Genomic DNA, 20,823 nt, shown 5'->3' on the forward strand with positions numbered 1-20,823 from the left:
GAGGCACCCTAGCCAAGCACGGAGAGTGCCGGTACCTCGTCACCGGTCCGGACCACGCCGAGCCGCCGGGTCGCGCGCGTCAGGGCCACGTACAGGTCGTTGAGCCCGCGCGGTGAGCCCGCGACGACCTCGTCCGGCGCCACCAGCACCACCGAGTCGAACTCGAGGCCCTTGGACCGCTCGACCGTCAGCACGCTCAGCCGTTCGTCCGACGCCCCGAGCAGCGCCGAGACCGCGTCGAGCCGGGCCGCGGGCACCAGCACCGCCACCGTCCCGCCGTCCACTTCGGACAGTTCGCGGGCCACCAGCTCCGGCAACGACGACTCCAGCGACGCCGGGCGCTCAGACCACGGCGCGACCCCGGTCTCCCGCACCGAAGACGGCGCCGACAACGACGGGTCGACCTCGCGCAGCACCCGCGCGGCCACCGCCATGATCTCCGCGGGCGTGCGGTAGTTCACGGTCAGCTCCTCCAGCCGCCACCGGTCCGCGACGTACGGCGAGAGCACCTCGCCCCACGACCGCGCCCCGCCCGCCGCGCCGGTCTGGGCGACGTCGCCGACCAGCGTCATCGAGCGGTTGGGCGAGCGGCGCATGAGCAGCCGCCAGTCCATCGCCGAGAGCTCCTGGGCCTCGTCGACGATCACGTGCCCGAACGTCCAGGTCCGGTCCTGCGCCGCCCGCTGGGCCGCGGTCAGCTCGCTGCGCGCGACCTGGCGCTCGGCGAACAGCTCGGCGTCGAGGACGTCGGAGACGCGCAGCAGCTCCTCGTCGATGATCTCCTCGTCCTGCTCGAGGATGTCGAGCACGCCCTCGGCGTACGCGCGGTCCTCGCGCTCACGGCGTTTGCGCTCGACGCGGGCCTCGGTGTCGTCGACGCCGATCAGCTCGGCCAGCTCGTCGAGCAGCGGCACGTCGGCGGGGGTCCAGCGCGCGTCGCGGCCGCTCTCCAGCAGCGCGCGATCGTCGGGAGAGAGCAGCTTCCGCGCCGCGCTCGAAAGCCGTTCGCGGTCGGCGAACAGGTCGTCGAGCACCCCTTCCGGGGTCAGCACCGGCCACAGCGAGTCCAACGCCGCCGCGACGTTCTCGTCCGCCGCCAGCTCGGCCCGGATGTCGGCCACGTCCTGCCCGTCGAGGAGGTCGTCCCCCAGTTTCCGCGCGGCCTGGCGGGTCAGCGCGTCGAGGACGTCGGAGACGAACAGGCGCCGCGCCGGGTTGTGCGGGCGCCGCGAGCGGCGGGCGCGGGTCCGGGCGTCGGTGCACGTCTTGCGGTCCAGCCGCAGCACGTCGTGCTCGTACTCGATCTCCAGCACCGGCTCGGGCACGCGCTGGCGGTCCCGGACGGCGTTGGCGAGCACGTCGGCCAGCACCAGCCGGCCCTTGACCTCGGCGGCTTCGCGGGATTCGACGCCGTCGGCGTCCAGGCCCGGGTAGAGCTGCCCGATGGTGGCCAGTAGCACGCCGGTCTCGCCGAGCGAGGGCAGCACCTGGCCGATGTAGCGCAGGAACGTGCTGTTCGGCCCGACGACCAGCACGCCGCGGGTCGTGAGCTGCTGGCGGTGCGTGTAGAGGAGGTAGGCCGCGCGGTGCAGGGCGACGGCGGTCTTGCCGGTGCCCGGCCCGCCCTGCACGACCATGACGCCGCCCAGCGGGGCGCGGATGATCCGGTCCTGCTCGGCCTGGATGGTCGCGACGATGTCGCTCATCTCACCCGTGCGCCGCTGCTCCAGCGCCGCCAGCAGCGCGGCCTCGCCGGCCAGCCCGAGGTCCTGGCCCTGGTCGGCGGCGGTGAGGTCGAGTACCTCGTCGTCGAAGCCGGTGACCTTGCGGGTCAGCGACCGCAGGTGCCGCCGCCGGCGCACCCCTTCGGGTGACGCCGCGGTGGCGAGGTAGAACGGCCGCGCGACCGGCGCCCGCCAGTCGACGAGCAGCGGCTTGTAGTCGTCGTCTTCGTCGAACAGCCCGAGCCGGCCGATGTAGGTGGTTTCCTCGGCGCTGTCGGGGACGAAGTCGAGCCGGCCGAAGGCCAGCCCCTGTTCGACGGAGCCGAGCTGGGCCAGCCGGTCGGTGTACAGCGTCGTGGCGACGTCGCGCTCGGTGCGGGCCTGCGGGGTCCCGCCGGTCTGGCGCAGCGTCTCGTCGAGGCGGCGCTGGGCTTCGGCGCGTTCGGCGTCGAGCTTCGCGTAAAGGGTGGTGACGTACGCCTGCTCGCGGGCGAGCTCGGCGGAGAAGTCGTCCGAAGACAAAGATCCTGCTTTCGCCTCAAGGAAAAGAGCCGGTCAAGTCTAACGACCCCGGCCCCGCGATCATTCCGGCCCGAGGCCGCAGCGGGGGAAGACCTCGCTGCCGGGCGCGAGCACGGCCGGCAGCACCTTCTCCCCCGGCGCGCACGACACGCTCGCGGCGGGCAGCTCCCCGCTCTCCACGATCCGGCCGGTCCCGGTGCGGCGCAGCACGACGGCGCCTTGGCTGGTCAGCGCACGGCAGTTCGACGACGTGTACCGGACCCCGCCCGGGACCGGGGTGGCGGTGACCGGGGTGTAGCCGCCGAGCGACTCCGGGGCCAGCCAGACGACCGGGCCGAACGTCACCGGCCCGGCGCCCGCGACGGCGGTGCGCTGCCCGGGCGCGAGCAGCGGGACCTCGGCGCGCGTCGAGCCGGCCGCCACCGGGATCCGGTACGCGAACTGGGTACTGGTGTTTTCGACCACGGTGCCGGCGCCCTGCTCGGCCACGCGGAGGCCGCCGCCACCGGGAGCGGCGTCGGGCGCCCCCGGGATCGCGGTGATCCGGGACGGGATGGCGCAGGCGGTGCCGAGCAGCTGGTTCGTGTCGAGCGGCACCTTGCCCCGGCCGAGCAGGACCAGCAGGCCCAGGACGACGACCGCGGCCACCGCGATCCCGGCCCGTCTCAGAACGGCAGGCCGAGGGTGGGCAGGCCGATCGCCGAGTCGACGGCCAGCGCGACGAACACGATCATCAGGTACGTGTTCGAGCGGTGGAACAGCGCCATCGGCTTGGTCTCTTCACCACGCCGCACCGCCGCCTGCAGGCTGTGCGCGTAGAAGAGGAACCAGCCGCCGGCGAGGATCGCGAAGGTGCCGTACAGCCACGACGTCACCGGGAGCAGCAGCAGCGTCCACGCCACCATCACCCACGAGTAGATGACGATCTGGCGGGCGACGTGCTGGGCGGTGGCGACCACCGGCAGCATCGGGACGCCGGCGCGCTCGTAGTCGTCGCGGTACTTCATGCCCAGCGCCCAGGTGTGCGGCGGCGTCCAGAAGAAGATGACGCCGAACATCACGAACGCCGGCCACTGCACGGTGCCGGTGACCGCGGCCCAGCCGATGACGACCGGCATGCAGCCCGCCGCACCGCCCCAGACCACGTTCTGCGACGTGCGCCGCTTCAGGCCGAGCGTGTAGACGAAGATGTAGAAGAGGATCGTCGCGACCGCGAGGATCGCCGACAGCAGGTTGACCGTGAGGTAGAGCACCACGGCCGACGCGACGCCCATGACCAGGCCGAAGACCAGCGCACCGCGGCGGGGCACCGAGTCCTTGACCAGCGGGCGGCGCTTCGTGCGGTTCATCACCTTGTCGATGTCCGCGTCGATCACGCAGTTGAGCGCGTTCGCGCTGCCCGCGGCCATCGTCCCGCCGACCAGCGTGGCCAGCACCAGCCACGGCGAGGGGATCTGACGGCCGGCGAGGAACATCGCCGGGATGGTGGTCACCAGGAGGAGCTCGATGACCCGCGGCTTCGCCAGCGCGGCGTAGGCGCCGACGACCCGGCGGATGCTTCGCCGGTCACCGTGCGGTCGCTCACCGGTCGGGTGCACGGCGCTGGTGTCTTCACTGCGTCCGTGCGCAGCGTTCACCAACGACATTTCACTCCCTGCGTCAGGTTCGGGCGGGTCCGTGCCGAAGGCCGTGGTGGAACGCCGGTCTGAACCCTCGACCGATGTTAGACGTGGTGAATCCCGTGGGTGATCGCGGGTCCTCGACGGGCCTAAGCACTAGGCTGACCGCGACGGGCCGCGATTGCCCCTGCGCAGGGTCGCGAGCAGGAATATCGTCCCTTCGGGATCGATTGAGATAGATGACCCCGCGCACGGGTAACCGGAACGAGGAAGACCAGCCGCAACCATCATGACCGGGAGTTGGAGTTCAGTGTCCGAAACTGCCCCTACCAGCGAGAACAACCCACTCCTCCGGCGTAACGTCCCCGCCGACTGGACCGACACCGACACCCGCGCCGTGGACACCGTCCGGGTGCTCGCCGCGGACGCGGTCGAGAACTGTGGCAGTGGCCACCCCGGCACCGCGATGAGCCTGGCGCCGCTGGCCTACACGCTCTTCCAGCGCACGCTGCGTCACGACCCGAACGACCAGAACTGGCCGGGCCGCGACCGGTTCGTGCTTTCGGCGGGCCACTCGAGCCTGACGCTCTACATCCAGCTGTTCCTCGCCGGCTACGGCCTCGAGCTCGAGGACCTCAAGCAGCTGCGCAAGTGGGGCTCCAAGACCCCGGGGCACCCGGAGTACCGGCACACCGACGGCGTCGAGACCACCACCGGGCCGCTCGGCCAGGGCCTGGCCAACGCCGTGGGCATGGCGATGGCCGCCCGCCGCGAGCGCGGCCTGCTGGACCCGGACGCCGCGCCCGGCGAGAGCATCTTCGACCACTACATCTACGCCATCGCGTCCGATGGTGACATCGAAGAGGGCGTCACCGCCGAGGCCTCGTCCATCGCGGGCCGCCAGGAACTGGGCAACCTCATCGTCTTCTGGGACGACAACAAGATCTCGATCGAGGACGACACCAACATCGCGCTGTCCGAGGACACCGTCGCGCGCTACGAGGCCTACGGGTGGCACACCCAGGTCGTCGAGGGCGGCGAGGACGTCGTGGCGATCGAGGAGGCCATCAAGGCCGCCAAGGCCGAGACCGGCCGCCCGTCGTTCATCGCGCTGCGGACCGTCATCGGCTACCCGGCCCCGAAGAAGATGGGCACCGGCAAGGCGCACGGCGCCGCGCTGGGCGCCGAAGAGGTCGCCGCGGTCAAGGAGATCCTCGGCTTCGACCCGGAGCAGTCCTTCCAGGTCGACGACGACGTGCTCAAGCACACCCGCCAGGCGCTCGAGCGCGGCAAGACCGCGCACGCCGAGTGGACGCAGAAGTTCGAGGCGTGGGGCCAGGCCAACCCGGAGCGCAAGAAGCTGGCGGACCGCATGTCCACCCGCACGCTGCCGGAGGGCTTCGCCGACAACCTGCCGAAGTGGGAGCCGGACGCCAAGGGCATCGCGACCCGCAAGGCCTCCGGTGAGGTGCTCAACGCCCTCGCCGACCCGCTGCCGGAGCTGTGGGGCGGCTCGGCCGACCTGGCCGAGAGCAACAACACCACGATGAAGGGCGCCGACTCGTTCGGTCCCGAGAAGGCCGCCACCGACATGTGGCAGGCCAACCCGTACGGCCGGACGCTGCACTTCGGCATCCGCGAGCACGCCATGGGCTCGATCCTCAACGGGATCGCGCTGCACGGCGGCACCCGCCCGTACGGCGCGACGTTCCTCATCTTCTCCGACTACATGCGCCCGCCGGTCCGGCTGGCCGCGCTGATGAAGGCGCCGGTCACCTACGTCTGGACGCACGACTCGATCGGCCTCGGCGAAGACGGGCCGACGCACCAGCCGATCGAGCAGCTCTCCGCGCTGCGCGCGATCCCGGGCCTCAACGTCGTCCGCCCGGCGGACGCCAACGAGACCGCGTACGCGTGGAAGGCCGTGCTGGAGGACGTCCACCACCCGTCCGGCCTGGCGCTCACCCGCCAGAACGTGCCGGTGCTCGAAGGCACCAGCGCCGAGGGCGTCGCCAAGGGCGGGTACGTCCTGGCCGACTCCGAAGACGCTACTGCCACGCCGGACGTGATCCTGATCGCCACCGGTTCCGAGGTCCAGCTCGCCGTCGAGGCGAAGAAGACCCTCGAGGCCGACGGCGTCAAGGCGCGCGTCGTCTCGATGCCGTGCGTCGAGTGGTTCGACGCGCAGGACGCGGCCTACCGCGAATCCGTCATCCCGGCCGGTGTGAAGGCCCGCGTGTCCGTCGAGGCGGGCATCGCCCAGTCGTGGCACCGCTTCACCGGTGACGCCGGGGTGAACGTTTCGATCGAGCACTTCGGCGCCTCCGCCGATGCCGCCACACTGTTCCGTGAGTTCGGTTTCACCACGGAAGCAGTCGTCGACGCGGCCCGCCGCTCGATCGCCAACACCAAGAATTCCTGAAGGGGATGACAGTAATGAGCAACGACAAGCTCGCGCAGCTGTCCGAGGCCGGTGTATCGATCTGGCTCGACGACCTCTCGCGTGAACGCCTCAACACCGGCAACCTCGCGGACCTGATCCGCGACAAGCACGTCGTCGGTGTCACGACCAACCCGACGATCTTCGCCAACGCGATGTCGAAGGGTGACGCCTACGACGAGCGCACGAAGGAGCTCGCCGCCCAGGGCGCCGACGTCGAGGCGACCATCCGGGACCTGACGACGACCGACGTGCGCAACGCCGCCGACCTGTTCCGCGACGTCTACACCGCCACGAACGGCGTCGACGGCCGTGTTTCGATCGAGGTCGACCCGCGCCTGGCCAAGGACACCGACAAGACGGTGGCCGAGGCGAAGGACCTGTGGAAGACCGTCGACCGGCCGAACGTGCTGATCAAGATCCCGGCCACCGAAGAGGGCCTGCCGGCGATCACCGCGACGCTGGCCGAGGGCATCAGCGTCAACGTCACGCTGATCTTCTCCGTCGAGCGCTACAAGAAGGTCATCGAGGCCTACTTCGCCGGTCTCGAGCAGGCGAAGGCCAACGGCCACGACCTGCGCGGCATCCACTCGGTCGCGTCGTTCTTCGTCTCCCGCGTGGACACCGAGATCGACAAGCGCCTGGACGCCATCGGCACCGACGAGGCCAAGGCCCTGCGCGGCAAGGCGGCCGTCGCCAACGCGCGGCTCGCCTACGCGGCCTTCGAGGAGCTCTTCGCGACCGACCGCTGGAAGGCCCTCGCGGCCGACGGCGCCCACGCGCAGCGCCCGCTGTGGGCCTCGACCGGCGTGAAGAACCCGGACTACTCGCCGACGCTCTACGTCGACGACCTGGTCGTCAAGGGCACCGTCAACACCATGCCGGAGAAGACCCTGGACGCGGTCGCGGAGCATGCTGACCTCAAGGGCGACCGGGTCACCGGGCACGGCAAGGACGCGCAGCAGGTCTTCGACCAGCTCGAGGCGGTCGGCATCGACATCACCGACGTCTTCCTGGTGCTGGAGAACGAGGGCGTCGAGAAGTTCGAGAAGTCGTGGACCGAGCTTCTGGACACCGTGAACGGGCAGCTCGAGAAGGCGAAGGGCTGAAGCACGACATGACGACAGGTGAGAAGACCGGCGTCGAGATCGTGGACGCCGCACTGGCGGAGCGCGCCGCCCCGCTGGCCGACCGGCTGGTCGCCGACCAGGCCGCGTCGAAGCTGGCGGCGAAGGACGCGACGCTCTGGGGGCCGGAGGCCGAACCCGAGGCGTCGATCCGGCTGTCGTGGACGACGCTGCACAAGTCGTCGCGGCCGCTGATCGGCGAGATCGAGGCGCTGCGGACCGAGCTGCGCAGTGAGGGCGTCGACCGCGTCGTGCTGGCCGGCATGGGCGGCTCGTCGCTCGCGCCGGAAGTGATCACCGCGACCGACGGCGTCCCGCTGACCGTCCTCGACACGACCGACCCAGGCCAGGTCGCCGACGCGCTCGCCGGCGACCTCGACCGCACGGTCATCGTGGTGTCGTCGAAGTCGGGCGGCACCGTCGAAACCGACAGCCACCGGCGGATCTTCGCGAAGGCGTTCGCCGACGCGGGGATCGACGCGGCGCGGCGGATCGTGGTCGTCACCGACCCGGGCTCGCCGTTCCAGGAACTGTCCGAAAAGGAGGGCTACCGCAAGGTCTTCCTCGCCGACCCGCACGTCGGCGGCCGCTACTCGGCGCTGACCGCGTTCGGGCTCGTCCCGGCCGGCCTGGCCGGCGCGGACGTCGCCCGGCTGCTCGACCAGGCCGCTTCGGTGGCCGAAGAGCTCGCCGCGGACTCGGCCGACAACCCGGCGGTCAAACTGGCCGCCGCCTGGGCCGCGGCGCACGAAGCGGGCGCGGAGAAGGTCGTGCTGGCCGACTCCGGCTCCGGCATCAAGGGCTTCCCGGACTGGGCCGAGCAGCTGATCGCGGAGTCCACCGGCAAGCAGGGCACCGGGCTGCTGCCCGTCGCGGTCGAAAGCCCGGCCGCGCCCGGCTTCGACGACGCGAAGGCGGACGCCACGGCGGTCGCGGTCGGGAGCCCGCAGGGAGCGGCGAAGATCGCCGTCACCGGCTCGCTCGGCGCGCAGTTCCTGCTGTGGGAGTTCGCCACGGCACTGGCCGGCCGGCTGCTCGGGATCAACCCGTTCGACCAGCCCGACGTCGAAACCGCGAAGAAGGCGGCCCGTGCGCTGCTGGACGACCCGGAGAAGCTGAAGGGCGGCGAAACGGCGTCCACTGTGGACGGACCGGTCGAGATCTTCGGCAGCGACGGGGTTTCCACCGAAGGCAGCCTCACCGACGTGCTGCGCGCGTTCTTCGCTTCGGCGCCGGACGCGGGCTACCTCGCCGTGCAGGCCTACCTCGACCGCCTCGACGACGCCTCGACCGAGCTGCTGCGCGGCGAGATCGCCAAGGCCACCGGGAAGCAGACGACGTTCGGCTGGGGACCGCGGTTCCTGCACTCCACCGGGCAGTACCACAAGGGCGGGCACCAGAACGGCGTGTTCCTGCAGCTCACCGGCGTCGTCGAGCAGGACCTCGACGTGCCGGACCGGCCCTACACGCTGGGTCAGCTGCAGCACGCGCAGGCACTGGGCGACGGGCAGGTGCTCGCCGAGCACGGCCGCCCGGTGCTGCGCCTGCACCTGACCGACCGGGCCGCCGGGCTCGCGGCGGTCGTCCGCGCGGTACAGGAGGTCGGCGCATGACCTGGAGCAACCCCCTTCGCGATGAGCGGGACAAGCGGCTCCCGCGCATCGCCGGGCCGTCCAGCCTGGTGATCTTCGGGGTCACCGGCGACCTGGCCCGCAAGAAGCTGATGCCCGCCATCTACGACCTGGCCAACCGCGGGCTGCTGCCCGCCGGCTTCTCGCTCGTCGGGTTCGCCCGGCGCGACTGGGAGCACCAGGACTTCGGCGAGCTCGTGCACGACTCGGTCAAAGAGCACGCGCGGACGCCGTTCAAGGAGTCGGTGTGGAACCGGCTCGCCGAAGGCATCCGGTTCGTGCAGGGCACCTTCGACGACGACGACGCCTTCGACCGGCTCGCGCAGACGGTCAAGGACCTCGACAAGGAACGCGGCACGGGCGGCAACACCGCGTTCTACCTGTCGATCCCGCCCGGCGCCTTCCCGGTGGTGACCAAGCAGCTGGCCCGCTCCGGGCTGGCGAACGCCGACGAGAAGACGTGGCGGCGCGTGGTCATCGAGAAGCCCTTCGGGCACGACCTGAAGAGCGCCGAAGAGCTGAACGCGATCGTCAACGACGTCTTCCCCGAGGAGTCGGTGTTCCGCATCGACCACTACCTCGGCAAGGAGACGGTGCAGAACATCCTGGCGCTGCGCTTCGCCAACCAGCTGTTCGAGCCGATCTGGAACGCCAACTACGTCGACCACGTGCAGATCACCATGGCCGAGGACATCGGCCTCGGCGGCCGCGCGGGGTACTACGACGGCATCGGCGCCGCCCGGGACGTCATCCAGAACCACCTGCTGCAGCTGCTGGCCTTCACCGCGATGGAGGAGCCGCTGTCGTTCGACCCGCGGGCCCTGCGCGCGGAGAAGATCAAGGTGCTCTCGGGCACCAAGCCGCTCGGGCCGCTGAACAAGACCACCGCGCGCGGCCAGTACGCGGGCGGCTGGCAGGGCGGCACGAAGGTGCCCGGCCTGCTGCAGGAAGAGGGCTTCGCGAAGGACTCGAAGACCGAGACCTACGCCGCGGTGACCCTCGAGGTGCAGAGCCGCCGCTGGGCCGGGGTGCCGTTCTACCTGCGCACCGGCAAGCGGCTCGGCCGCCGCGTCACCGAGATCGCCATCGTGTTCAAGCGGGCGCCGCACCTGCCGTTCGACTCGACGTCGACCGAGGAGCTGGGGCAGAACGCCCTGGTCATCCGGGTCCAGCCGGACGAGGGCATCACGCTGCGGTTCGGCTCGAAGGTGCCGGGGACCACGATGGAGGTCCGCGACGTCACGATGGACTTCGGTTACGGGCACGCGTTCACCGAGTCCTCCCCCGAGGCCTACGAGCGCCTGATCCTCGACGTCCTGCTGGGCGAGCCGTCGCTGTTCCCGGTGAACGAAGAGGTCGAGCTGTCCTGGAAGATCCTGGACCCGATCCTCGAGCACTGGGCCAAGGAAGGGTCGCCGGAGCAGTACCCGCCGGGTACCTGGGGCCCGCCGTCCGCCGACGAAATGCTGGAGCGCACCGGCCGGAAATGGAGGCGCCCGTGATCATCGACCTGCCGTCCACCACGACTTCGGCGTTGAACAAGAAGCTGGTGGAGATCCGCGAACAGGGCGGGCAAGTCGCGCTCGGGCGGGTGCTGACGCTGGTCATCGTGGCCGACGACGACGCCAGGCTCGAAGAGGCCATCGAGGCGGCCAACGGCGCGAGCCGCGAACACCCGTCGCGGGTGATCGTGGTGGCCAAGGGCGCCCGCACGGCGGCTCCGCGCATCGACGGCCAGATCCGCGTCGGCGGTGACGCCGGCGCGAGCGAGGTCATCGTGCTGCGGCTCTACGGGCCGCTGGCCGCGCAGGGCCAGAGCGCGGTGGTGCCGCTGCTGCTGCCGGACGCGCCGATCGTCTGCTGGTGGCCGGGTGCCGGTCCGAAGGACCCGGCGAACGACCCGCTGGGCCAGCTGGCGCAGCGCCGGATCACCGACTCCGCCGCGGAGAAGAGCCCGGTCCGGGCCCTGCTGACGCGCGCGAAGGCGTACACCGCGGGCGACACCGATCTGGCGTGGACCCGGCTGACCCGCTGGCGGGCGCAGCTGGTGTCGGCGCTGGACCTGCCGCCGTTCGAGAAGATCACCGGCGCGACGGTGACCGGCGAGGCCGACTCGCCGTCCACCGAGCTGCTCGCCGGCTGGCTGGCGGAATACCTGAAGGCGCCGGTGAAGCGGGTGAAGAGCGCGGGCGCCGCCGGGATCATCTCGGTGACGCTGGACCGCCGGTCCGGCCCGGTGGAGCTGCACCGCCCGGACGGCCGCGTCGGCACGCTGACCCAGCCGGGCCAGCCGACCCGCCGCATCGCGCTGCAGCGCCGCAACAACCAGGACTGCCTGATCGAGGAGCTCCGCCGGCTCGACCCGGACGAGATCTACGAGGCCGCCCTGCACGGCCTCGGCAAGATCGCGCCGGGCACGAACGGCAAGACGGGGGCCCCGCCGAAGGCCGACGTCACCTCGCCCGCCGCCGCGGCGGCCGGTGCCAAGAAATGAGCAAGACGGAAGTAGTCGTCTACGCGAACCAGGACATCCTGGCGGCCGCCGCGGCCGCCAGGCTGGTCACGCGGCTGGTCGACGTCCAGGCGGCCAAGGGCACGGCGTCGCTCGTGCTGACCGGCGGCGGCACGGGCATCGCGGTGCTCTCGGAGCTGCAGGCTTCCTCGGCCCGCGACGCGATCGACTGGTCCCGCCTGGACATCTACTGGGGTGACGAGCGGTTCGTCCCGGCGGATTCGGACGAGCGGAACGAGAAGCAGGCCCGCGAGGCCCTGCTGGACCACGTCCCGCTGGACCCGAAGCGCGTCCACGCGATCGCCCCGTCGGACGGCGAGTTCGGCGACGACCCGGACGCGGCGGCGGCGTCCTACGCGTCGGTGCTGGCGGACAACGCGGGCCCGGAGGACCACGGCGACGTCCCGACGTTCGACATCATGCTCCTGGGCCTCGGCGGCGAGGGCCACACGGCATCGGTGTTCCCGGAGTCGCCGGCGGTGTACGAGACCGAGCGTTCGGTGGTGGCGGTGCGCAACTGCCCGAAGCCGCCGCCCACGCGGGTTTCGCTGACCCTGCCGGCCATCCGCCGGGCCCGCGACGTGTGGCTGCTGACGGCGGGCGAGGCGAAGGCGGACGCGGTGGCGCTGGCGCTGTCGGGGGCCGGCGAGGTCCAGCTGCCGGTGGCGGGGGCCCGCGGCCACCGGCGCACGCTGTGGCTGCTGGACCGCGCCGCGGCGGGCAAGCTGACGAAGGTTTACCAACCGCCCACGGCTTAGCTTCCGGTGGTTCGTGAAGGCCACCTTGAGGAACTTCAGGTTCCTCAAGGCGGCCTTCACCGCTTTCGGCCCACGGAACCCAGGCCGCGGCGGTCGGCGCCTGCTCGGCGGCGGTCCGAGCCGTCTGGAAGACCGCGGCGGACTTCGCGTTCCTCAAGGTGGCCTTCACCGCTTTCCGGGCTCTTCCGTGCCCCAGCCGCGCGCCAGGCAGCCGAAGATCTCCTCCGCCGCCGCGCGCGGGTCCTCGTGGGCCGTGATCAAGTCGCGGGACGCCAGAGCGAACCTCGCCAGCGCCGCCGCCCGTACGTCGCCCGGTGGGGCGCCCGACTCCTCCGCGATCGCCCGTGCCAGTGCCGTCTCGTGGCGCATCCACATGCGCCTGCCGTACTCGCGCAGGGCCGGGGTGCTCTCGATCAGGCGCAGGAACTCCTCGTCCGGGCCGCCGTCGGAGACGTCGCGGAGGATGTGCGAGTGCAGGGCTTCCACGATCGGGCTGCCCGGCGGGCGGTCGTGGACCGCGGCGACCAGGGCCGCCTCGATGTCGTCGTCCTGGTCGAACAGCAGAGCTTCCTTGCTGGGGAAGTACTTGAACAACGTCGTCACCGAGACGTCGGCGGCGTCCGCGACCTCCTTCACCCCGACCTCGTCGTAGCCGCGTTCGAGGAACAGCTTCAGCGCGGCGTCGGCCAGGGCCTGCCGCGTCTGCGCCTTCTTGCGCTCGCGGCGCCCGATCACTTCGGTCATGCACCCCAGCCTACGTGATGGTGAACTCAGTTCAAAAGTTGAGTCGTTGCACTTTTTGAGTCACTGTGCTTTTCTGGGTTCAGGCCACCGGATGAGCCCGGGGCCCCGAACTCCCAGGGGGAAGTCATGAACTCCATCGCGATCGTCGGCGCCGGCCTCGGCGGCCTGGCCTGTGCCCGCGTCCTGCAGCAGCACGGCGTCGACGTCACCGTCTTCGAACAAGAAGCCTCCGCCGAGGCCCGCCCCCAGGGCGGCACGCTCGACATGCACGGCGACACCGGCCAGGTCGCCCTCCGCACCGCCGGCCTGTACGACCGGTTCCGCGAACTGGCCCGGCCCGAGGGCCAGCAGATGCGCGCCCTCGACCCGCACACCGCCGAAGTCGTCATCGACGAAACCCCCGACGACGACTTCCGCCCCGAAATCGACCGCGGCCAGCTCCGCGGCATCCTCCTGGACTCGCTCGCGCCCGGCACCGTCCAGTGGGGGCGGCCGATCACCGGCGTCACCGGCGCCCGGCTGGCCTTCGGCGACGGCGAGACCCGCGACTTCGACCTCGTCGTCGGCGCGGACGGTGCGTGGTCCCGCGTCCGCCAGACCCTGACCGGCGTCCGGCCGGTGTACAGCGGGGTCACGTTCGTCGAGTTCGACCACGGCGGCGCCTCGGACTTCGCGGCCATGGCCGGCCAGGGCACCATGATGACCAAGGCCGGCGGGCGCGCCCTCTTCGCGCAGCGCACGAGCAACGGTGACGTCCGCTGCTACGCCGTGTTCTACGCCCCCGAGGACTGGCACACCGGCCTCGACTTCGCCGACACCGCCGCGGTGCGCACGCACCTGCTCGAGCGCTACGCCGGCTGGCACCCCGGCGTGCTGCGGTTCCTCGCCGACGCCGACGGCGGGTTCACCCACCGGCCGCTGCACGTCCTGCCGGTCCCCCACGCGTGGACCCACACGCCGGGCCTCACCCTGCTCGGCGACGCGGCCCACCTGATGCCGCCGCTGGGGGTCGGCGCGAACCTCGCGCTCCTCGACGGCACCGAGCTCGCCACCGCGCTGGCGACGGCGCCGAGCGTCGACGAGGCGGTCATGGCGTACGAGGCCGGGATGCTGCCGCGGTCGATCGAAACCGCGAAGGCGTGCGCGAGCGGCCTCGACGACCTGCTCAGCGACGACCTCCACTCGATGGCCGCCTGAAGAACTACCGCCGGACGCCCACACGTGGGTAACATGATTCCCACGATGTGGTCGTCCGGGTGCACACAGGGAAGCAGAACTCCCACTCCGAGTAGCACCCTTCCGCGACTATCCCCCATTTGGACCAAGCCGTTGCGAAATCCGGACGCCGGAGCACCGACGGCGGGTGAAACTTACCGTCTTCGTACGTGACCTCGTTAGCATCCGCACATTTGTCCGTTGCTGCGCGTCCCGATCGGGCCCTGAGCACCTCTCACCATCAAGTCCACAAGACGAATGGGGTCGCCAGCGATGAGTACAGAGGGACTCTCGATTCCAGGCATCTCGATCGCGAGCTCGGGGCCGTCGGCCGCCGAGCGGGTGCGGAAGCGGGGGCTGAGCGTGTTCGGCTCGGTCCCCCGGCCCGCCGTGGTCACGTTCGCCATCGAGGCGGCCGCCGTCATCCTGGCGGTGCTCGACGTCTGGCTGGTGATCCCCGAGAAGGCCCAGCCCTATTCGATCTGGCTCTCCGGCGCGGCCTGCCTCGCGGTGGTGTTCCGGCGGAAGTTCCCGTTCCTCGCCGTGCTCGTCGCCGTCCCCGGCTTCCTGGCCGGGTGGGCGCAGCTGGCGTCGATGATCACGCTCGGCATGCTCGCCACCCGCCGCCAGCTGCACTGGCAGGTCTGGGTCGGCGCCGCGCTGGTGTGGATCTGCCGGTTCGTGCAGTGGCCGCTGGAGGACTTCGCCGAGCTCAGCTGGCGCGAGCACATCCTCGACGGCATCTACGGCGTGCTCGTCGCGGGCATGCCGATCGCGATCGGCCTCCTCATCGGGGCGCGGGCCGAGGTCGCGAACAAGCTCGCCGAGCTGGCCACGAGCCGCGACCGCGAGCGCCGCTTCCACGCCGACGCCGTCCGCGCCGAAGAGCGCGCCCGGCTGGCCCGCGAGATGCACGACGTCGTGTCCCACCAGATCACGCTGATCGCGATGCAGGCCGGCGCGCTGCAGGCCCAGACCACCGACGACCGGGCGCAGGAGACCGCGCAGGTCATCCGGACGCTGTCGAAGCGGACGCTGGAGGAGCTGCGGTCCCTGCTGAGCGTGCTGCGCGCGGGCGCCGACGACGACGGCCCCCGTCCGGGGATCAACGACCTCGACCGGCTGATCCGGACGTCGGAGGTCCCGGTGCACCTGTCCGTGGAGCACCTGCCGGAAGCCCTGCCGAACCAGGTCTCGGCGGCGGCCTACCGGACCGTCCAGGAGTGCTTGACGAACGTCCACAAGCACGCCCCGGGCGCGACGGCGACCATCCGCATCCAAGGAGAGCACGGCGCGCTCAAGATCGAGGTCCGCAACGAGCGGGCGAGCCGCCCCGGCGAATCACTCCCCTCGGGCGGCCACGGCCTGACCGGGCTCGCCGAGCGGGCCCGCCTGCTGGGCGGGAGCTTCGAGACGTCGAAGTCGAAGGACGGCGGCTTCCGGGTGCGGGCCCGGTACCCGCTGGACCGCTGACACCGCGCTGAGCAGCCCCCGATTTCCAGGCTAGCCGTGGGGGCCGACAGTTCCGGTCGCGTGCGAATCGGCGCCCGGAACTGTCGGTGCTCCCCGGTAGCGTGGAAATCGGGGGCTGCTCAGGTGCGGGCGCGCGAAAAACCACCCCGAGGAGTCCCGGGGTGGTCTTGAGCCCGAACCGCTTAGAGGATTTCCCGGCGCTTGCGGAGGCGCTCGAGCGCCTCCGCCAGGATGGCCTCGCCGTCGGAGTCGCTGCGGCGCTCCTTGACGTAGGCCAGGTGCGTCTTGTAGGGCTCGGTCCGTGGGGCGGCCGGTGGGTTCTTTTCGTCCTGCCCGCCCGGAAGCCCGCAGCGCGGGCAGTCCCACTCGTCCGGGATCTCCGCGTCGAGCGCGAACGACGGCCGGGCCTCGTGACCGTTGGCGCACCAATAACCTACCCGGCGCCGTGGCGCCGATTCACCCCGTTCCGATTCGCCCGTAGGACCGGCACCCACCCTGGTGCCCCGAATCGCGTTACCGCCAACCATGAATCCTCACACCTAGGAATCGGCGGCGCGCCCCCCTATAGGCACGCCGAATCGCGCGTTCCGCCGTCGGATCCGGTCGCGATCGCGGCGGCGAGACGCCGGACGCGTCACACCTTGAGCAGCAGACCCAAGCCCACGATGCTGATCAGCCAGACCGCGCCCAGCAGCAGGGTGATCCGGTCGAGGTTCTTCTCGGCCACGCTCGACCCGGCCAGGCTCGACTGCATCCCGCCGCCGAACAGCGACGACAGGCCACCGCCCCGGCCGCGGTGCAGCAGCACAGCGACCACCAGCAGGACGCTGGAGACGATCAACAGGATTTGCAGGAACAGCTTCATGTCATCCTCTGGGCTCTAGGAGAATGCAGGGGTACGGCATGGTCGTTTCCGACCTCCACCGTACCCCTGGACTCGTCCACTGCTGTGTGACGGACCGGATACACAGGTTACCCGGTCGTGGCCTCGATCAGGGCAGCGGCCCGCCCGCGGCGAGTGCGCAGAGTTTCGTGAACTCCTCACCGTCGAGGCTCGCTCCGCCGACCAGGGCACCGTCGATGTTCTCGCAGCCCACCAGCTCGCTGATGTTGCCCGACTTCACCGATCCCCCGTAGAGCACCCGGACGGACGAAGCGACGTCGTCGCCGTACTTCTCCTGGAGGGTCCCCCGGATGGCTTTGCAGACCTCTTCGGCGTCGGCCGACGACGCGACCTTGCCGGTGCCGATCGCCCAGACCGGCTCGTACGCGACGACCACGCCGGAGACCTGCTCGGCCTTGAGGCCCTTCAGGCCTTCGATCAGCTGCGTCGTGGTGTGGTGGATGTGCTCGCCGGCCTCGCGGACCTCGAGCTTCTCCCCGATGCAGAGGATCGGCGTGATGCCGTGCTTGAGCGCGGCCTTGACCTTCTTGTTGACCAGCTCGTCGGTCTCGGCGTGGTATTCGCGCCGCTCCGAGTGCCCGACCGCGACGAACTTGCAGCCCAGCTTCGCCAGCATCAGGCCCGAGATGTCACCGGTGTAGGCACCCGAGTCCTGCGGCGCGATGTCCTGCGCGCCGTAGGTCAGCGAGAGCTTGTCGCCGTCGACCAGGGTCTGCACGCTGCGGATGTCGGTGAACGGCGGCAGCACCGCCACGTCGACCTTCGCGTAGTACTTCTCCGGCAGCGCGAAGGCGATCTTCTGGACGAGCGCGATCGCCTCGAGGTGGTTCTGGTTCATCTTCCAGTTGCCGGCGATGAACGGCTTGCGTGCCACTAGTTCTTCTCCTCCAGGGCCACGACGCCCGGCAGTTCCTTGCCCTCGAGGTACTCCAGCGAGGCACCGCCGCCGGTGGAGATGTGCGAGAAGCCGTCTTCGGGCAGGCCCAGCTGCCGCACCGCGGCGGCCGAGTCACCGCCGCCGACCACGGTGAACGCGTCGCTCTTCACGAGGGCTTCCGCGACGGCACGGGTGCCGCCCGAGAACGCCTCGAACTCGAACACGCCCATCGGGCCGTTCCAGAACACGGTCTTGGCGTCGGCCAGCTTGCCGGCGAACAGCTCCCGGCTCGCCGGGCCGATGTCGAGGCCCTGGCGGTCGGCCGGGATGGCGGTGGCCGCGACGACCTCGTGCTCGGCGTCGGCCGAGAACTCCGTCGCGGCGAGCACGTCGACCGGCAGGACCAGTTCGACGCCGCGCTTTTCGGCCTCGGCGAGGAAGCCCTTCACCTGGTCGAGCTGGTCGGCCTGCAGCAGCGACTGGCCGACCTCGTGGCCCTGGGCCTTGAGGAAGGTGTACGCCATGCCGCCGCCGATGAGCAGCCGGTCGACCTTGGTCAGCAGGTTCGCGATGACGCCGAGCTTGTCGGACACCTTCGCGCCGCCGAGCACGACCACGTAGGGCCGCTGCACGTCGTCGGTCAGCTTCTTCAGCACGTCCAGCTCGGCCAGCACGAGGCCGCCCGCGTACGCCGGGAGCACCGAGGCGACCTCGTAGACCGAGGCCTGCTTGCGGTGCACGACGCCGAAGCCGTCGGAGACGAACGCGCCACCGGGCACGAGCGCGCCCAGCTCGGCGGCCAGCTCGGAGCGGTCCACGGCGTCCTTGCTGGTCTCGCGCGCGTCGAAGCGCACGTTCTCCAGCAGGACGACGCCGCCGTCGGCCAGGGCGCCGGTCAGCGCCTTGGCCGACTCGCCGACCAGGTCACCGGCCAGTGCGACCTCGGCGCCGAGCAGCTCGGAAAGCCGCTGGGCGACGGGCGCGAGGGTGTACTTCGCGTCCGGCTCGCCCTTGGGGCGGCCAAGGTGTGCGGTGACGACGACCTTCGCGCCCGCGTCGGCGAGCTTCTTGATCGTCGGCAGCGCGGCGCGGACCCGGCCGTCGTCGGTGATGCGGGACCCGTCGAGCGGGACGTTCAGGTCGGACCGCACGAGTACGTACCGGCCCTGAACGCCCTCGCCCAGCAGGTCGTCGAGGTTCTTGACGGTCATCCGGCTCAGAGCTTCGAGCCGACGAGCTTGATCAGGTCCGCGAGGCGGTTGGAGTAGCCCCACTCGTTGTCGTACCAGCCGACGACCTTGACCTGGTTGCCGATGACCTTGGTCAGCGGCGAGTCGTAGATGCAGGACGCCGGGTCGGTGACGATGTCCGAGGACACGATCGGGTCGACCGAGTAGCGCAGGATGCCGGCGAGGGGGCCCTCGGCGGCGGCCTTGTAGGCGGCGTTGATCTCCTCGACGGTGGCGGCCTTCTTCAGGGTCACCGTGAGGTCGGTCGCCGAGCCTGTCGGCACCGGGACGCGCAGCGCGTAGCCGTCCAGCTTGCCGAGCAGCTCCGGCAGCACGAGGCCGATCGCCTTGGCGGCACCGGTCGAGGCCGGGACGACGTTCAGGGCGGCGGCGCGGGCGCGGCGGAGGTCCTTGTGCGGGCCGTCCTGCAGGTTCTGGTCCTGCGTGTACGCGTGGATCGTGGTCATCAGGCCCTGCTCGATGCCGAAGGCGTCGTTGAGGACCTTGGCCAGCGGGCCGAGGCAGTTGGTGGTGCACGAGGCGTTGGAGATGATGTTCTGCGAGCCGTCGTACTTCTCGTCGTTGACGCCGAGGACGACGGTCAGGTCCTCGCCCTTGGCGGGCGCGGAGATGATGACCTTCTTGGCACCACCGGCGATGTGCGCCTTGGCGGCGTCGGCGTTGGTGAAGAAGCCGGTCGACTCGACCACGACGTCCACGCCCAGGTCGCCCCAAGGCAGGTTGGCCGGGTCGCGCTCGGCGAGGGCCTTGATGGTCTTGCCGTCCACGACGATGCCCTCGTCGCTGACGCTGACCTCACCCGGGAACCGGCCCAGGATGGAGTCGTACTTCAGCAGGTGGGCCATGGTGGCGACGTCGCCGAGGTCGTTGAAGGCGACGACCTCGATGTCGTGGCCGCTGGCCTGCACGGCGCGGAAGAAGTTGCGGCCGATGCGGCCGAAGCCGTTGACACCTACGCGAACGGTCACTGCTGCCACTCCTCTGAGGATCGGCCGGGAGTCCCGGCCGTGACTTGCGGGCTCGCGGCAACCCTAGCGTGCGGGCATGCGCGTCCCTGACTGCCCTGACGAGACTTCCACCACTTGGCGAACGGGTCAAGAATCGATTAAGAAGGCTGGTGATTTTGCTGGACTCCGGCGGGGCGGACCACGGCGGACCGGTGAGGGTGGGCGGTCCGGGGCGCGGGACCGGTTCCGGCTGGGAGTGCGGGGTACGGCTCCGGTCGGACGAGGGCTGGCGGTGAGGTGGTTTTGGGGGCTGTAACGATTCAGCTCGTGGTGGGTCTCGAGGGGTGTTTTCGAGCCGGGTGAGGCGGGCTCGGCGGGGTGTGTGAGGTCGGCGGCTCGACCGATCCAGCGACGGCTACCGGGGCGGGTGCACCCGGCTGGGCGGCTTTCGCCGCGACGGGTGGGACCCGCTTGTCTTCGTGAGGGGGGCATTCGCGGCGGTTGGCCAGGCGCCCGCGGTGATGAGGGGCGGGGCCCCGGCAGATTGCGCGGCAGCCCACCAGAGCGCATGGGCGGGTAGCCGATTGCGAGGGCACCCGGGGCAGCACCGCGGAGGGCGGGCTCGGCCGGCTGCGAGGCAACCCGCGAGGGGCACCACGGATGGCGGGCGCCGGCCGAGCGGCGAGCGCCGGCACCAGGCCCAACAGCCGCACGAGGTGGCGGCAACAGGAGCCGACCAAGCCGCTAGCGCAGGCACCAGCCCCAGCGGGCGCACGGGGTGGTGGCGGGCCCCGGGTGGCGAGCGCGGGCACCAGCCCCTGCGGGCGCACGGCATGGTGGCCAGCAGGAGCCGACCAGGCCGCAAGCGCAGGCACCAACCCCAACAGCCGCTCGGCGTGGTGGCCAGCCGGAGCCGACCAAGCGGCGAGCGCGGGCACCAGCCCCAACGGCCGCTCGGCGTGGTGGCCAACGGGAGCCGACCAAGCCGCAAGCGCAGGCACCAACCCCAACAGCCGCTCGGCGTGGTGGCCAGCCGGAGCCGACCAAGCGGCGAGCGCGGGCACCAGCCCCAACGGCCGC

At 71.1% G+C, this 20,823-nt stretch carries 17 protein-coding genes; 8 read left to right on the forward strand and 9 right to left on the reverse strand.

All coding sequences use genetic code 11. The features are described 5' to 3' along the window. Positions 1-8: 8 nt before the first annotated feature. The 3 genes from AB0B33_RS19210 to AB0B33_RS19220 are packed head-to-tail and all read right to left on the reverse strand — an operon-like array spanning position 9 to position 3,892. A complete protein-coding gene (locus AB0B33_RS19210) occupies positions 9-2,246 on the reverse strand; it encodes an ATP-binding domain-containing protein (protein WP_360773322.1) in 2,238 nt (745 codons plus the stop codon). Between the two features lie 60 nt (positions 2,247-2,306). Beyond that, on the reverse strand, positions 2,307-2,894 hold the full coding sequence (locus AB0B33_RS19215) for a hypothetical protein (RefSeq protein WP_360773325.1): 588 nt from the start codon (positions 2,892-2,894) through the stop codon (positions 2,307-2,309). 17 nt (positions 2,895-2,911) lie between these two features. Beyond that, on the reverse strand, positions 2,912-3,892 hold the full coding sequence (locus AB0B33_RS19220; protein WP_247011501.1) for a heme o synthase: 981 nt from the start codon (positions 3,890-3,892) through the stop codon (positions 2,912-2,914). 283 nt (positions 3,893-4,175) lie between these two features. On the opposite strand from AB0B33_RS19220, the gene tkt reads away from it, so the two are divergent. Genes tkt through pgl form a run of 6 tightly spaced genes read left to right on the forward strand, consistent with a single transcriptional unit; the run spans position 4,176 to position 12,333 of the window. Next, a complete protein-coding gene (gene tkt, locus AB0B33_RS19225; RefSeq protein WP_360773328.1) occupies positions 4,176-6,287 on the forward strand; it encodes a transketolase in 2,112 nt (703 codons plus the stop codon). Positions 6,288-6,301: 14 nt separating this feature from the next. Further along, a complete protein-coding gene (tal, locus tag AB0B33_RS19230; protein ID WP_360773331.1) occupies positions 6,302-7,414 on the forward strand; it encodes a transaldolase in 1,113 nt (370 codons plus the stop codon). 8 nt (positions 7,415-7,422) lie between these two features. Continuing rightward, complete coding sequence (locus tag AB0B33_RS19235; RefSeq protein WP_247011507.1) at positions 7,423-9,045, forward strand: glucose-6-phosphate isomerase; 1,623 nt, start codon at positions 7,423-7,425, stop codon at positions 9,043-9,045. After that, entirely contained in the window at positions 9,042-10,565 is a 1,524-nt protein-coding gene (gene zwf, locus AB0B33_RS19240; protein ID WP_360773334.1) for a glucose-6-phosphate dehydrogenase, read from the forward strand. The genes AB0B33_RS19235 and zwf overlap by 4 nt, the downstream gene beginning before the upstream one ends. Next, positions 10,562-11,557: a glucose-6-phosphate dehydrogenase assembly protein OpcA gene (gene opcA / locus AB0B33_RS19245; protein WP_247011511.1), complete on the forward strand. Its 996-nt coding sequence runs from the start codon at positions 10,562-10,564 to the stop codon at positions 11,555-11,557. Before zwf ends, opcA begins: the two co-directional genes overlap by 4 nt. Then, positions 11,554-12,333 (forward strand): 6-phosphogluconolactonase, encoded by a 780-nt coding sequence (pgl, locus tag AB0B33_RS19250; protein ID WP_247011513.1) that lies wholly within the window; start codon positions 11,554-11,556, stop codon positions 12,331-12,333. Before opcA ends, pgl begins: the two co-directional genes overlap by 4 nt. A 165-nt stretch (positions 12,334-12,498) precedes the next feature. Here the strand turns inward: pgl and AB0B33_RS19255 are convergent, their stop codons facing one another. Then, positions 12,499-13,077: a TetR family transcriptional regulator gene (locus tag AB0B33_RS19255; RefSeq protein WP_360773339.1), complete on the reverse strand. Its 579-nt coding sequence runs from the start codon at positions 13,075-13,077 to the stop codon at positions 12,499-12,501. A 126-nt stretch (positions 13,078-13,203) separates the two neighbouring features. On the opposite strand from AB0B33_RS19255, the gene AB0B33_RS19260 reads away from it, so the two are divergent. Together AB0B33_RS19260 and AB0B33_RS19265 are read left to right on the forward strand one after the other, a co-directional pair. Then, positions 13,204-14,274, forward strand: a complete 1,071-nt coding sequence (locus tag AB0B33_RS19260; protein ID WP_360773341.1) for an NAD(P)/FAD-dependent oxidoreductase — start codon at positions 13,204-13,206, stop codon at positions 14,272-14,274. A gap of 291 nt (positions 14,275-14,565) precedes the next feature. Beyond that, a complete protein-coding gene (locus AB0B33_RS19265) occupies positions 14,566-15,765 on the forward strand; it encodes a histidine kinase (RefSeq protein ID WP_247011520.1) in 1,200 nt (399 codons plus the stop codon). A gap of 182 nt (positions 15,766-15,947) precedes the next feature. On the opposite strand, the gene AB0B33_RS19270 is transcribed toward AB0B33_RS19265, so the two are convergent. The 5 genes from AB0B33_RS19270 to gap form a co-directional block, all read right to left on the reverse strand. Next, the gene (locus AB0B33_RS19270) at positions 15,948-16,292 is read right to left on the reverse strand and encodes an RNA polymerase-binding protein RbpA (RefSeq protein WP_247011523.1); all 345 of its coding nucleotides are present in this window, start codon (positions 16,290-16,292) and stop codon (positions 15,948-15,950) included. Positions 16,293-16,399: 107 nt separating this feature from the next. Next, on the reverse strand, positions 16,400-16,630 hold the full coding sequence (secG, locus tag AB0B33_RS19275) for a preprotein translocase subunit SecG (protein WP_003071471.1): 231 nt from the start codon (positions 16,628-16,630) through the stop codon (positions 16,400-16,402). 127 nt (positions 16,631-16,757) lie between these two features. Continuing rightward, positions 16,758-17,543 (reverse strand): triose-phosphate isomerase, encoded by a 786-nt coding sequence (gene tpiA, locus AB0B33_RS19280; protein WP_360773346.1) that lies wholly within the window; start codon positions 17,541-17,543, stop codon positions 16,758-16,760. Next, a complete protein-coding gene (locus tag AB0B33_RS19285; protein ID WP_360773349.1) occupies positions 17,543-18,757 on the reverse strand; it encodes a phosphoglycerate kinase in 1,215 nt (404 codons plus the stop codon). Before AB0B33_RS19285 ends, tpiA begins: the two co-directional genes overlap by 1 nt. 5 nt (positions 18,758-18,762) lie before the next feature. Next, complete coding sequence (gap, locus tag AB0B33_RS19290) at positions 18,763-19,764, reverse strand: type I glyceraldehyde-3-phosphate dehydrogenase (RefSeq protein ID WP_247011529.1); 1,002 nt, start codon at positions 19,762-19,764, stop codon at positions 18,763-18,765. Between the last annotated feature and the right edge of the window lie 1,059 nt (positions 19,765-20,823).

Source organism: Amycolatopsis sp. NPDC049159 (assembly GCF_040648295.1).
In the GTDB taxonomy this organism is placed as follows: Bacteria; Actinomycetota; Actinomycetes; order Mycobacteriales; family Pseudonocardiaceae; genus Amycolatopsis; species Amycolatopsis pretoriensis_A.

Excerpts from the sequence above, each read along its gene's own strand:
- AB0B33_RS19220 (WP_247011501.1), bottom strand. The coding sequence starts at position 3,892 with ATGTCGTTGGTGAACGCTGCGCACGGACGCAGTGAAGACACCAGCGCC.
- tal (WP_360773331.1), top strand. The coding sequence starts at position 6,302 with ATGAGCAACGACAAGCTCGCGCAGCTGTCCGAGGCCGGTGTATCGATC.
- AB0B33_RS19235 (WP_247011507.1), top strand. The coding sequence starts at position 7,423 with ATGACGACAGGTGAGAAGACCGGCGTCGAGATCGTGGACGCCGCACTG.
- zwf (WP_360773334.1), top strand. The coding sequence starts at position 9,042 with ATGACCTGGAGCAACCCCCTTCGCGATGAGCGGGACAAGCGGCTCCCG.
- pgl (WP_247011513.1), top strand. The coding sequence starts at position 11,554 with ATGAGCAAGACGGAAGTAGTCGTCTACGCGAACCAGGACATCCTGGCG.
- AB0B33_RS19255 (WP_360773339.1), bottom strand. The coding sequence starts at position 13,077 with ATGACCGAAGTGATCGGGCGCCGCGAGCGCAAGAAGGCGCAGACGCGG.
- AB0B33_RS19260 (WP_360773341.1), top strand. The coding sequence starts at position 13,204 with ATGAACTCCATCGCGATCGTCGGCGCCGGCCTCGGCGGCCTGGCCTGT.
- AB0B33_RS19265 (WP_247011520.1), top strand. The coding sequence starts at position 14,566 with ATGAGTACAGAGGGACTCTCGATTCCAGGCATCTCGATCGCGAGCTCG.
- AB0B33_RS19270 (WP_247011523.1), bottom strand. The coding sequence starts at position 16,292 with ATGGTTGGCGGTAACGCGATTCGGGGCACCAGGGTGGGTGCCGGTCCT.
- secG (WP_003071471.1), bottom strand. The coding sequence starts at position 16,630 with ATGAAGCTGTTCCTGCAAATCCTGTTGATCGTCTCCAGCGTCCTGCTG.
- AB0B33_RS19285 (WP_360773349.1), bottom strand. The coding sequence starts at position 18,757 with ATGACCGTCAAGAACCTCGACGACCTGCTGGGCGAGGGCGTTCAGGGC.